Raw genomic sequence first — 13,377 nt, 5'->3', positions numbered from 1 at the left:
ATGAAATCGTCAAGCATAGATTAAAGTAAAACACAAAGTTATAATTGAAAAGGAAACCTTAGCTAAGGTTTCCTTGTTTTTTCTCAAAATAGAAATACATAATACTTTTTATAATAGTATATGATAATATACAAATTATAATATTCAGTATATTTTAAAAACGTTTGTTGGAATTGTTTTTTGGAGGTGAAATATGACAACTACCTATGCAGAGTGGGGAGAAGCTAGAGTTAAATTAACTTGGAAAAAAGACTGCTTACTTCCCTTAATTAATGAAATTACAAGTGTACATGGTTTTTGCTTTTACGATGATAATTTTTTGTTGGTTGATTTAAAACATAGAGGATGGGATATTCCTGGTGGACATATTGAAGCTGGTGAAACACCAGAGGAATGCTTTAAGCGGGAGGCGAGGGAAGAAGCTTATATTGAAGGGGAGTGTACTTTGTTAGGATACATTATTGTTGACCATAGTGAAAATCCTGCATGGACAGATGACAGCCATATCCCCAAATAGGATTTCAGGTATTTTACAAAATGGAAATAACACGTCTACTTCCGTTTGAAGGAAAGTATGAATCTACACAACGAATATTTATAAATCCTGAGGAGGTTTCAGCGTATCATAGCGAATGGAATATTCTTTTTCAAGAAATATTAGATCATGCTACATCTATACAATAGAAGAAATTCTATTAGGAAGGTAATAAGTAATAATTCATTCATTCATAAAAAAAGACTGCAGACAAACACAAACTAGTGTCTATCTACAGTTTAGATATCATGAAAATTTTTATGGGCGTAGTGGGAGTCGAACCCACAACCCCCTGATTAAGAGTCAGGTGCGCTGCCAATTGCGCCATACGCCCGTTTGCCTTAATGACATATATAGTGTAACGCCGAATTCTTATAAAGTCAAGAGGCAAACTTGGTTATATTGATACTGTACTAGTGATGCTCAATCTTATCTTTTTTAAATACCTCAACATCTACAAGGCGGGCACCAGCTTTATGCAATATCCCCTCAATTTCCTTGACTGTTTGATCTGTTGCTCCTTTGGCGAGTGTCACGATAACTCTCCTTAAGTACCAATCATCATCATCAATAGAGAACACGCAATGGACAGGCCATTTTTTGCGGATCACTGATAAAGTTTTTGCAAGGATACCTTCTTGATCTGGCAAAGCAATCGTTAACGCACAGCTTCCTGTCTTATACCCCCATGCTTCTTCTAATAGTTCAAAGACACGAGAATGTGTAAGAATACCAGCAAAATTATCGTTTTCATCTAGTACCGTTAAATATGGTAATCGCTTGATTGTAAAAAACACTTCATAAAATGAGCTTTCCATTCCGATAGTACCATCAGGATCCGCCGCTAAATCACGGATAGGAATATCTTCATCATTACCATGTTCTAACTTATACTCTAAAATTGCGACCTTAAAGGCATTACCAACAAACTTTTCTTCTTTATCATCTAAAATTGGAATGCAACGATAACCCGAGGAGTAAAGCTTTTTTAACACAGATGAAATTGAATCACTTTCCTTGCAAAAAATAACATCATGCTTATTTACATATTTTTGTTTGACAATCATTGTATGACCTCCAAATTCTGTTTAAACATTTTTATTTGTAAAAGAAGCATCACGGCTAATAAGCCTAGAGAGTAATTAACCTCTTTTAAAAGCATACTCGCTATCATATGCATGAGCTTTTTAAACTATTCCCTTATAATTGGTTTTACAATCCTCATTATGATAATTAAATAGTTTTCTGTACAAAAATTCAGAATTGTGTAATATTATAGTAGAGTAAAATTGGATAAAGGAGGCTATTAAGTAAAATGTCGTATAATCATAATAGTGTAAAGGAACGCCTGAATTCTATGGAATTGCCTGTCATTGCTGCACCTATGTTTTTAGTGTCGGGAATTGAGTTAGTTGTTGAAGGATGCAAATCGGGTATAGCGACCACTTTTCCTTTATTAAATGCAAGAACGAATGAAGAGCTAGAGAAGTGGATGAAAGAAATCACTTCACAGTTAGAGGATGCAGAAAACAAAGGAAGTCTTGTTGCACCGTGGGGAGTCAATTTGATTGTACATCATACAAATACACGTTATCACGAAGATGTGGAACTGGTAAAAAAATATCAGCCTCCGCTGGTTATTACATCTTTGGGAAAACCAACAGATATTGCAACCACCGTACATGAGTATGGAGGACTTGTTTTTTCGGATGTCATCAGCATAGAACATGCGAAAAAGGCAATGGAAGCAGGAGTTGACGGACTTATATTAGTATGTGCTGGAGCAGGTGGTCACGGAGGTACATTACATCCTATGGCCTTCGTGCATGAAGTGAAAAAATTCTTTAACGGCATTATTATTTTAGCGGGATCTATATCATGTGGTGAAGATATACTTGCTGCTCAAGTGATAGGTGCTGATTTTGCCTATATGGGGACAAGGCTAATTGCTACTGCTGAATCGATGGCAAGCGGAAAATATAAAGAAATGACTGTTGAAGCAAGCGCCAGCGATATCATTTACACGGATAAAATTAGTGGGGTAAATGCAAACTTTATTGTACAGAGTATTGTCAATGCTGGGTTAGAACCAACTGATTTACAAAAGCCTCAACAACTAGAGATTGTACACAAAGCTGATGAGGCAAAAGCCTGGAAGGATATTTGGAGTGCGGGCCAGGGAGTTGGAAGCATAAAAGAAATTTTGCCAGTTTCAGAGCTAGTTGCTCAATTAATAGATGAATATCAAACAAGCATAAAAAAAATAGTTAAAAAGCAACTGGTAAAGATAAACGAAGCTTAATAGTGAGAGAAGCTTTTATGTCAAAAAGACATAAAAAGCTTCTTTTTTTGTTCTTTTTAATAATTATTAGTTTACATAATATTAATTAAGGTTTAAAAAAACGAATTTACTATATTTTTATTAATTTTATATACCTCGCTAGTCTATATAATAAAAACAAAACAAAGCACTAAAGAGCAAAATCCAACAAAACCGTATATAACCTAAAAAAATGATAAGAATAGACGTGAAAAAGTAAATGAAATTTTTACTAAACTTCCTATTTACATATAACATAAGAGTAAAAGGACACAGCTATTTCAAATTCAAAGGAGAGTCGATAAAATTGAAGGCATACTACTATGCACTTCTTCTATTGCCCATTATGATTATTATTAGTTTGCTTATTTTAATTTTTTATCCCAAGCTTTTCACATCAATTCATCAGCAGGAAGAAAAATCATACACTTATTTAGGGAAGAATGCGCCCCTTCCAACGGAACTAAACCCAATTGTAGAAGAAAAGAAAAATACATTAATTAATCAGGCAGCAAAAAAGAAAATCGATATAGTTATCACAGAAGGAATTCGATCATTTGCAAAGCAAGATCAAATCTATCAACAAGGACGCTCTAGACCAGGGCGAATTGTTACTTATACAAAAGCCGGGGAGTCATATCATAATTATGGACTTGCATTTGATTTTGCGTTGGTTGATCATTCTGGCAATATTATATGGAATACGCAATATGACGGTAACCAAAACGGCAAAGCAGATTGGTACGAAGTAGCTGATCTTGGAAAAAAATTAGGCTTGGAATGGGGCGGTGATTGGCCGAGCTTTAAAGATGATCCACATTTTCAGATGACATTTGGTATAAGTATTGAACAGCTAAAAGAAGGGTACCGGGTAAAAACAGTAGAAAAAGGAAAAAAGTAAGCAACCTTTCTCGGGAAGAGAGCAATGAACATTAATAGCATATTTTTTATACATTCGACATATTTAATAGGAACAGTGCATAGGAATAATGTGTAAGCAATAGACAACCTTTGCTTAATAAAATAAAAAGGGGTCAGCATATGAAATTTATACTACTATTTCTAACCAGTATTGCCGCTTTTGTTTTCACTTTCATTGTTCCTACACTTGAAGCGAAATTTCTATGTTTAATTGGTTCATTGTTATTATTTAGATTAGGAATTTATATGATAAATCAATCTGAAAAAGAAAGAACTGCCGAATTAGAACAGGAAGTAGAGGATTTATTACAACATCTTCCTTTTACACATAAAACGATATCAGATGATTATCTGCAAGCATTATTTATAGATGAGGCTTCCCAAACCCTTTTCACTGCCATAAGAAAGGATACGGGGGAATCTTTTGATGTGAAAGAATATCTATTTCCTGAAGTGTATGAAGCGGCGATTGAAGAAGATGGGAACCAACTTGCTTTTATAGCAAGAGGTGGAATACTTGGGGGCTCTTTATTGAAGAACGTAGACCATGTCGAAGTTTTCGATATCCAGAAAGAAGACGATGATTTAAATGATGAAGAATTTAGTGAAGAAGAGCAAGATGATATAGAAGATGGCATTTCGAAAGTAAGCCTAAAATTAGTATTGGACAACCTAGCACATCCTATTTTTGAATTTATCTTTTTTGAAAGTGAAGAACCTGTTGACCCTGATTCAGACGAATATAAAGATGCTTTTAAAGCATGTAATCAATGGTATCAAATGATAAGTATTCTAATAAAACGCCAAGATCATCAAAAGCAAGTACTTGTTACGAGATATGAAGAAGCACAAAAGGTTATTTAATGATTAAAATAACCTTAAAAATCCTATTTGAATAAATAATTTAACCAAAGATAAACTAAATTTTTTCGAAATAAAATTAAATAATTGGTTTAAAAAAATGTACAGAAGGTATACTATTAATGATTTCACTTATAAATCCTTTTCTGGTAGGAGGGGTTAACCAATGGGTGAACCAAGTCCAGGTGAGTAGTAAAGCTCGACCGCAGATTAAAATGTACCATGCCAAAGAAAGGAAACGGAGTGAAGACCCGTGGAGTAGTCTTGGGCAACATAGCGATTCTTTAACCATTTAATCGTCATTTCGATGATGAGGAGGAAGAATTCCATGAGTATGCCGCCAAAAAAGCGCTAACAAACAAGAATTCAAAATCTCTAGACCAGATTAAATAGTAATGATCAAGTTGAAACGGAGTGAAGACTCGTGGTGTAGACTTATCAGTTATTTTTAATCATCGTAAACCATATGATCAGGAGAGTGAAGTCCGATGAGCATGTAGAACGATTGTTCCACTGTTTGCGGAAGTTCAGCTACTGTGGGCTAGATTAAAAGGTCAAAAATGAAGCTTGCATAATTTAATCGCCGAAGAGGATAAGTGAAATCAAGCTCGGGGAATTTATTTCCCGGGCTTTTTTATGTACTTTTTTGAATAAAATCATGAGAGTTATCAATACTATCTAGGATTCACAATTATAAAACTACAAGTCGGGAGGAAGAACATAATGAGTAAACAACAACAGCTTGATCCAAAATCTCAAAAAGTTCATCAGCTCTGGAGTAGGATTAAACATCAAAAATCTCAAGTTAACGGTCAGACAGAAGTAACCTTGTCTAATCGAATTTTGAGAACCCTTGCAAAGGCAAGACATTTTTAATCCATGTAGATATTGTGCAATCACCACCAAAAAACATGATCAGTTTATACTGATCATGTTTTTTCTTTTTATAGGCTAGCGACACACTTTTTTAAATAGTGACATATCCTTTAAGTGAAGAGGTGGTGAAGGATGAGACCAGGAGAAAATATGAAAATTTCTCATAAAGCGGTTGAAGTTGAACAACAAGAATGGAAGAAGAGACGGTTAAAAGAACGCATGAAGCAGATGCTTACGATTGCTTCACCAATTATTCTCTTGTTGGTGTGGGAATGCCTTTCCCGAACCAATTTAATTGATGTTCGATTTTTTCCGCCTCCAACTAAGATTATTGGAACTCTTTTTTCTATGATTTATAGCGGTGAATTATTTCACCATATGTGGGTTTCTCTCTACAGGATATTCTGTGGCTTCTTACTCGGGGCAATACCAGGTATTGTCATTGGCTTATTAATGGGCCTATACTCTCCCATTCGACATTTTATATCACCAATTGTCATGGCGTTGATGCCAATACCAACATTGGCGCTTTTGCCAATTATTATTATTCTTTTTGGAATTGGCGATTTCTCCAAAGTGGTGACGATTGCAGGTAGTGTATTCTTCCCAGTAGTAATCAACACGACTGCAGGAGTTATAAACATTGACTCCATTTACTTAGATGTTGCAAAAAATTATGGCGCGAGCTCTAAGGACTTCTTCTTTAAGATTGCGCTTCCTGGATCGCTCCCGGTTATGATGGAAGGTATTCAGATGGGGCAGGCAATTGCGTTATTAACAATCGTAGCAGCTGAAATGATGGGTGCCACATCTGGCATAGGCTATTTGATATGGACTTCTTACAAAGCATTTATGCTACAGGAAATGTTTGTAGGGCTTATTCTCATCTCATTTTTTGGCTATTTATTTTCTTTGCTGCTTCGTTTTATCCAAAAGAAAATATTACCTTGGAGGTGAGTAAGTGGACACCAAAATTTCAATCGAAAATTTGACTAAAGTATTTTATAAAAAAAATGCAAGTGTTACAGCTTTAGATGAGGTATCTATGGATATCGCAGAGGGAGAGTTTGTTTGTATTGTAGGGCCAAGCGGTTGTGGGAAAACAACTTTGCTTCGAATACTGGCAGATTTGGAAACATTAAGCGCAGGAAAAATTGAAATTAAACAAGATAAGAAAGAACGTCCTCTTCAATCAATGGTTTTTCAAGAAAGAGGTATTATCCCATGGCTGACAGTAGAAGAGAATGTTTCCTTTGGTTTAAAAATGCGGCATCTGCCCATACAGCAAGTTAGAGAAAGAACAGATTATTATTTACAAAAAGTGGGGCTGGATCAGTTTAAAAAGCTCTATCCAAAAGAACTGTCTGGTGGTATGAAGCAAAGAGTTAGTATAGCTCGAGCCTTTGCCAATGATCCGGAAATTTTACTAATGGATGAACCCTTCGCGGCTCTTGATGAACAGAATAAATTTATCTTACAGGAAGAGTTACTTTCGATTTGGGAAGAGACAAAGAAGACAGTTATTTTTATTACACATAGTATAGATGAAGCACTGCTGCTGAGTGACAGAATTCTATTAATGAGTGCACAACCCGGTAAGATTATAAAAGAAATAAAAAATGATAGCCCGAGACCGAGGAAGATGGAACAGATGCGCGCAAATCAAAAAACTGCAGAACATTTTATAGAGATATTAAACCATCTACATGAGGAAGTTCAAAAGTCTAGAAGCTAGGATGGAGGGAATATGATGAAGAAATGGCTTAAAAGAGGGCTGGTACTACCACTTCTACTTCTAGCAATATTGATTGCAGGTTGCACGGAAAAAGGAAGTGATACAAAAAAACCAGTGGATAATACTGTGAGTAAAGAAAATCCATCAGGCGATCTTGCACCTTTAAAGAAAAAGGTGAAAGTAAAAATAGCTGAAGATGGAGCGGCATCTGGTGCAGGTTTTTATATTGCCAATGAAAAAGGGTACTTCAAAGATTACAATATTGAGGTAGAATTTGCTCAATTTGCAAATAGTGATGATATGTTGCCAGCACTTGCTGCTGGAGAAGTTGAAATGGCAGGCGGCATTTCGACAGCATCATTCTTTAATGCTATTGCTCAAGGAATTGATGTAAAAATAGTAGGGGATAAGGGTCATAATATGCCAGGTAAATCCTATTTTACATTCGTTATAAGCGATAAAATGAAAAATGTAATTAAGGATTATACAGATATGAAAGGTAAAAAAATTGCCATTTCTTCTAGAAACTCAATTGATGGTTATATCTATGAATTAATGCTTCGCCATGCGGGACTTACCGAGAAAGATGTAGAAACAGTAATTATGTCTGACTTTGGTAGTATGCTAGGAGCGTTACAAAACGGTTCTATTGATGCTGCGCTTAGCATAGAGCCCCTGATTGCACAAGGTGTTGAAAAAGGGATTATACATCGTTTTAAGGATGCAACTGATTTTGCTCCAGATTCGCAAATTGCTTTAGTTTTGGCTTCACCGAAATTCGTGAGTACAGACCGTGATGTGTCACTTCGCTTTATGCTTGCTTATCTAAAAGGTGTCCGAGATTATAATGATGCCTTTACGAAAGGAAAAGGAAAAGCGGAGATTGTCAGTATTATGACAAAATACACAGCTCTAAAAGATCCAGCCATATGGGATAAGGTAAATGTAACGGGATTAGATCCGAATGGTGAAATGCGTATGGAGGATATTCAGAATCAATATAATATGTATAAAGAAAATGGGGCAACAAAGGGAACATTTGAATTTGATAAGGCAATTGATACTTCACTAACAGAAGAAGCAGTAAAGATAATAGGGAGTTATAAGTAATAAAAAAAGGAGTAAGCAAATGCTTACTCCTTTTAAAATTTAGTTTCTTTTAAATCGGAAATTTTGAAGAAGCTGTTATTTTCATCGCCATCCACATAATCGTAATATACAGAATATGTTCTGTCATAGGCGTTAAGAGATTTATTTCCATTTTTCGTTTCGTTAATATATTCTTTGGTTTTCACAACAAAATCTGTATCGCTTTTACGGTCAATTGAAACAATCTCTACTTTATTGACTTCTTCTAGATCGCCTTGCTTATGTTTTGTGGGAATTTGTTTTGATAAATTTTCATATAACTTTGTGTCATGCATGATTGCTTCGTTTGCAAGTGGTTCAAAATTACCTGAGGCAATAGCTTCGGAACGCATAACAGGATAGTCAGAAATAAACTGAGTTAATTTTTCTTGTTCTGCTTTTGACATTTTTTGACCTGTTACTTTGGTTTCAATTATATCTTTAGTTTGGTGCTTATCAGCTTTCGATATAGCATCCTTCGATTTTTCTGTTAAGAAAGCATCTTCTTTTTGATCCTGATTTTTTTGATTTGCATCGTTACCACAAGCTGTAAGAACTGATGCAGCTAAGAATAACGAACATAACACTGGCCATTTCTTCATTTTATTGGTCCTTCTTTCAACAATTATTTCTATTATCATACCCTATTTTATACTGCAATAACACTGTAGTATGAAATGGTCTAAAAGTGTTGAAGCTTTCATTTTTTCTTTCTTCCTTTATTAGTTACAATTCAGTCTAAATGATTAAAAAAGAATGAATAGGGGTACTATTGAAGGTCGTCCGACTATGCTTGCTAAATTGTTAATTCACTTTAATATATGCAAGGAGACGTGAGCAGGAAATTTGGTTTATGGTTAATTTAATATCTAACTTTTCCTATACATATTGCTTTGTACAACTAAAACATACAAATTATGAATTAAGAAAGGATCTTATTTATTACATTTAGATGTCAGTATAGCTAGATTTTTAAAATTCCTGTAATGCTAAATGCTTTTTTTTCTACGTAAGATGTATAGCAAACAAAAAAAGCATACTAGACTACAGATTTAGAAGTCTTCTTCATAGGTACATTATAAAAAAAGAAGGGTGATGTATGATGATTAGAAAATCGTTGAGTTACTTACGTTTAATGGGTATGTGTTTAGGGATTGCCATAGTAGGATCAATAGCAGCTGGATGTTCGAGCGCTAAATTGATAGAAGGGAAAAAAGTACAAGCGGGAGTTATGGTAGAAGAAAATGAGAACATCGTCGATAAAAATGTACAATCAATAAAGCATGTACTAAAAACAGAATTTACAAGCCCTAAGCAGGAGTATAATAAAATTCTTCATAATCCTGAAAACTTTACAATAATAGAAGGAAAGAAAATACTGAAAGCTTCATACGGTAGTGAACTGCATAATTATGTTGAGGGATTATACAAGCCATACTTCACAAAAACTGGATTCTCTTCTTTTTTTGTTACATCAGCATTTAATTATACGCTGAAATCTAAAGATATAAAAATAAATGTGAAAGATATGGAGATAGAAAAAACGGATAAAAATCACAACTATCATTTTGTTGTGAGTGTTAACTATAAGAAGGGAGATCATGCAACAAAGAAGTATCAAATTAAAGGGATTGCTACTTTACCTGAAGAAGGTAAGATTGCTCAAATTACTTATAAGGATGATGGAGGATTGCTTAAAAATATAAAAAAGAATAGCTAAAAATTAGGGATTTGAATATAGAGGAAGTTTTTAACTTCCTCTATATTTTGATTTAAAATCATAAAGTAAATCGTCTAAGGTCTTTAGTCCCTAAACTAAGTAGGCGTAAGATTAAAATTTAGGTATAATAGCTATAGGGTTCATTAAAATATAGATATCTCTTGAGTAGATATAGAAAGTTTAGGTAAAATGTGGCTAGTATTAATTGGTTTTTTGACTTCTTTCTTCATATGAATGAAAAGATTTTAGAGGTTTAAATATTCTGATAAGTGCATTGGCAACATTAAGATTTTCTTATTATAATATATAAAGTACATATATATAGTACATATACAAAAAAGGGAAGAAGTGATTTTCATGTACATAGGCGGTCGGCAAGATTTAGCTGCGCTTGACCAATTTACAATAGAACAGGTCGGGCTTCCAGGTGCTGTATTAATGGAGAATGCAGGTTCTGCTATCGTGTCTGCAGTTTTGTCAACATACCATGATCTAGACGCGCGCATTCTTGTGTTAGCAGGTAATGGTAACAACGGCGGCGATGGATTTGTAGCTGCCAGAAAGTTATGTGATCATGGATATAATGTGGATTTGTGCCTTCTGCCTAAAGAGGAGACATTAAAGGGAGATGCACTTACCCACTTTTTAGTTTATAAAAATAGAGGTCTTCCCTATTTAACAATGGCAACAATGGATAAGGATAAGCTTCAGTCAAAAATAAACTGTGCTACTATTATTATAGATGCAATGATAGGTTCAGGGATGCAGGGCATAATTAAAGACCCATTTCGTTCAGTCATTGAAATGGTAAATGAGTCTACTGCTTATGTTTTAGCAGTAGATATTCCTTCAGGCTTGGAGGCTGATACCGGACTAGTTACAGAAATGGCCATCAAGGCTGATCGTACTGTTACTTTTGTGATGCCCAAAAAAGGATTCTTCTTGCAAGACGGACCAATGTATATTGGTGAATGGGAAATTGCAGATATCTCAGTACCTTATCAGCTTGCAGAAAAATCCACTCAATCTCTGCCAAGGCTAATTACAAACGGAGATGTCTATGCACAATTGCCAAAGAGACCATCAAACAGTCATAAAGGAACATTTGGCCATGGTATTGTTATAGGAGGCTCTAGTTCATATGTAGGAGCACCTATTTATTCCGCCAAAGCTGCATTTCACTCAGGAATTGGGCTTGTGACATTAGCTGTGCCGGAAGAAAATTATGCAATCTCAGCATCTCAGTTGCCAGAAGCATTATATATAAAGCTTTCAAATATAGAAGACCACATATCTCCAGCATCGCTTTCTGAAATTTCATTTTCTACATATAAGGCAATTGCCATAGGTCCTGGACTTAGTCGTTTTAAACATGGCGGAAAAATATTGGAGATCTTGTTTAGTAAATGCCACGATCAGCCTATTATTATAGACGCGGATGGCCTATTCTATCTTAAGGATTACCTCCATTTATTGAAGGAATACAAGGGCCCTGTTATTATTACACCCCATCCGGGTGAAATGGCAGCACTTTTAGATTGCAGTGTAGAAGAAATTGAAAGTAATCGATTAGAGGTAGCAAAGAAATTTGCAAAAGAGCATGGTGTATACGTATTATTGAAAGGTCATCGCTCTATTGTTGAAGTTCCAGATGGTAATACATGGGTAAATCCCCATGGACATGATGCGCTAGCACGGGGAGGTAGCGGTGATGTTTTAACCGGCCTTATTCTGTCCTTTATATGTCAACATGCAAGCCCTGAACAAGCGTTAGTATGCGCTACATTTTTACATGCTAGAGCTGCGGAAGTGAAAGCAGAGAAATTATCCCATTACAGTGTAACTCCAAATGCTATAATAGAAGGGATTCCTGAAATTCTAAATGAAATGCGATAAAAAATATAAAGAATAGAAAGGAAGATGGCAGTGCGCAATTTAGCCTGGTATATTTCACTGGCCATCTCGTTTTTTGGCTGTCTTGCCATCGAGTTTTTCTTCACAGGAAAGCCTACACAGTCAATCAACCATGCCAATACAGCAATTGTACCAATCGTATTATTAATTCCTTTTTTGTTTTTAAGTTTATTTATAACCTGGACAGTCGGAAGAAAGTACTTTGCTATTAGACCGTTGCGAAGACCAGGGATATTACTACTTGCTATAATCATTATTTTGGTTATTGCCATTACAGGTGAATATCAGACAATTCAAGAGACAATCAATGGATTTGAAAAAAAAGGGAAGACAATGATGTCTGTTTTGAAACATCAAAGCTATTTTAATTATTTTACTGTGAATTGGTATTTTAATGAAAATTCCTTTTTGCTAGTTCATCTTATCTCATTTTGTCTAGGTTTCGTTGGCCGCAATAGAGAATGGCAGCTAGAGCTAGAGGAAAAAAATATAAAGTGAACAATGAGTAGCGTGGCAAACATAGCCACGCTATTTTTAATTCCTTATACGTCGTTTCAGAAGCTATCTGGTGAAATCGATAGAAATTCTATTAGGATATAGTCAAAAGTCCAGTTTAAAAATTATGCTATGATAGTGTATATAATCCTTGAAAGGAAGATGATTATGAAATCACCATTTACATTTATTTATTCTGCTCCAACAAATATTGTAGAAGGAAAGAAATATCCTGCAATATTTTTACTGCACGGAATGGGAAGCAATGAAGAAGACTTGCCACAGCTAGTGCAAGAATTAAAAGAAGATTACTTTATATTTAGCTTGCAGGGCCCCATCCTTCAAGAACCTGGATATGCTTTCTATCATGACAAAGAGTTCGGAAAACCGGATCGCCATGTATTTGATCAAGTTGTTATCCATATTGCAAAATTTATAGAAGAAGCAGCTACTGAGTTCCCGCTTAACTTAAAAGAGTTGTATATTTTGGGCTTTAGCCAAGGTGCCGTGCTGGCCAATTCTTTAGCATTTGTAATGGGAAATCAAAAACTAGCGGGAGTTGTAGCATTAAGCGGCTATATTCCAGACTTTGTTAAGACAGATTATAAAAAGAAATCCGTTGATAGCCTTCCTATTTATATTGCACATGGCACTATGGATTACGTTCTTCCTTATCAATGGGCGGAAGAAAGCAAAGGCTTCTTCTTAAGCTATGATGCAGAAGTAACTTTTAAGGGATTCGAAGATGGTCATGGAGTACCCCCATATATCCAAGAAGAAGTGATACAATTTTTTAAAAAGAAATCTTCAAATCAATAACGTTTAAACACTATGATAATAGGGAATATTATTAAAATTTAAAACTTTTAAAA

General features: G+C 35.0%; 13 protein-coding genes, 1 tRNA gene and 1 pseudogene. 12 read left to right on the top strand and 3 right to left on the bottom strand.

Annotation, left to right across the window (positions count from 1 at the left end):
• Window positions 1-193 precede the first annotated feature (193 nt).
• Window positions 194-684 (top strand): annotated as a pseudogene (locus AC6CHJ_RS07755) (NUDIX hydrolase).
• Between the two features lie 112 nt (window positions 685-796).
• On the opposite strand, the gene AC6CHJ_RS07750 reads toward AC6CHJ_RS07755, so the two are convergent.
• A tRNA-Lys gene (locus tag AC6CHJ_RS07750) sits at window positions 797-869 on the bottom strand.
• A 79-nt stretch (window positions 870-948) separates the two neighbouring features.
• The gene (gene cbpA / locus AC6CHJ_RS07745) at window positions 949-1,602 is read right to left on the bottom strand and encodes a cyclic di-AMP binding protein CbpA (protein WP_150284476.1); all 654 of its coding nucleotides are present in this window, start codon (window positions 1,600-1,602) and stop codon (window positions 949-951) included.
• A gap of 248 nt (window positions 1,603-1,850) precedes the next feature.
• Here cbpA and AC6CHJ_RS07740 point away from each other — a divergent pair, with 248 nt between their 5' ends.
• The 7 genes from AC6CHJ_RS07740 to AC6CHJ_RS07710 all read left to right on the top strand — a co-directional run bounded on the left by AC6CHJ_RS07740 (window position 1,851) and on the right by AC6CHJ_RS07710 (window position 8,358).
• Window positions 1,851-2,837 (top strand): NAD(P)H-dependent flavin oxidoreductase, encoded by a 987-nt coding sequence (locus tag AC6CHJ_RS07740; RefSeq protein WP_446738375.1) that lies wholly within the window; start codon window positions 1,851-1,853, stop codon window positions 2,835-2,837.
• Window positions 2,838-3,162: 325 nt separating this feature from the next.
• Entirely contained in the window at window positions 3,163-3,756 is a 594-nt protein-coding gene (locus AC6CHJ_RS07735; RefSeq protein WP_223823543.1) for a M15 family metallopeptidase, read from the top strand.
• 140 nt (window positions 3,757-3,896) lie between these two features.
• Complete coding sequence (locus AC6CHJ_RS07730; protein ID WP_498287944.1) at window positions 3,897-4,640, top strand: hypothetical protein; 744 nt, start codon at window positions 3,897-3,899, stop codon at window positions 4,638-4,640.
• 720 nt (window positions 4,641-5,360) lie between these two features.
• On the top strand, window positions 5,361-5,513 hold the full coding sequence (locus AC6CHJ_RS07725; protein ID WP_084246889.1) for a YpzG family protein: 153 nt from the start codon (window positions 5,361-5,363) through the stop codon (window positions 5,511-5,513).
• A gap of 150 nt (window positions 5,514-5,663) precedes the next feature.
• Complete coding sequence (locus AC6CHJ_RS07720) at window positions 5,664-6,470, top strand: ABC transporter permease (protein ID WP_066791871.1); 807 nt, start codon at window positions 5,664-5,666, stop codon at window positions 6,468-6,470.
• A gap of 4 nt (window positions 6,471-6,474) precedes the next feature.
• A complete protein-coding gene (locus AC6CHJ_RS07715; protein WP_498287942.1) occupies window positions 6,475-7,248 on the top strand; it encodes an ABC transporter ATP-binding protein in 774 nt (257 codons plus the stop codon).
• Window positions 7,249-7,263: 15 nt separating this feature from the next.
• The gene (locus AC6CHJ_RS07710; protein ID WP_498287940.1) at window positions 7,264-8,358 is read left to right on the top strand and encodes an ABC transporter substrate-binding protein; all 1,095 of its coding nucleotides are present in this window, start codon (window positions 7,264-7,266) and stop codon (window positions 8,356-8,358) included.
• A gap of 32 nt (window positions 8,359-8,390) precedes the next feature.
• Here the strand turns inward: AC6CHJ_RS07710 and AC6CHJ_RS07705 are convergent, their stop codons facing one another.
• Window positions 8,391-8,978: a TcaA NTF2-like domain-containing protein gene (locus AC6CHJ_RS07705; RefSeq protein WP_147193401.1), complete on the bottom strand. Its 588-nt coding sequence runs from the start codon at window positions 8,976-8,978 to the stop codon at window positions 8,391-8,393.
• Between the two features lie 497 nt (window positions 8,979-9,475).
• Here AC6CHJ_RS07705 and AC6CHJ_RS07700 point away from each other — a divergent pair, with 497 nt between their 5' ends.
• The 4 genes from AC6CHJ_RS07700 to AC6CHJ_RS07685 all read left to right on the top strand — a co-directional run bounded on the left by AC6CHJ_RS07700 (window position 9,476) and on the right by AC6CHJ_RS07685 (window position 13,324).
• Window positions 9,476-10,096 carry a hypothetical protein gene (locus AC6CHJ_RS07700; RefSeq protein ID WP_498287938.1) on the top strand — a complete coding sequence of 207 codons (621 nt, stop codon included), beginning with the start codon at window positions 9,476-9,478 and terminating at the stop codon, window positions 10,094-10,096.
• A gap of 357 nt (window positions 10,097-10,453) precedes the next feature.
• Window positions 10,454-11,992, top strand: a complete 1,539-nt coding sequence (locus tag AC6CHJ_RS07695) for an NAD(P)H-hydrate dehydratase (protein ID WP_498287936.1) — start codon at window positions 10,454-10,456, stop codon at window positions 11,990-11,992.
• A gap of 30 nt (window positions 11,993-12,022) precedes the next feature.
• A complete protein-coding gene (locus AC6CHJ_RS07690; protein WP_498287934.1) occupies window positions 12,023-12,508 on the top strand; it encodes a hypothetical protein in 486 nt (161 codons plus the stop codon).
• Window positions 12,509-12,673: 165 nt separating this feature from the next.
• Window positions 12,674-13,324 (top strand): alpha/beta hydrolase, encoded by a 651-nt coding sequence (locus AC6CHJ_RS07685; protein ID WP_392993840.1) that lies wholly within the window; start codon window positions 12,674-12,676, stop codon window positions 13,322-13,324.
• Window positions 13,325-13,377 lie beyond the last annotated feature (53 nt).

This window comes from Rummeliibacillus sp. GQ308 (assembly GCF_059759115.1).
Note: the sequence above shows the minus strand (reverse complement) of the source record. Positions and strands in the feature narration are given on the sequence as shown.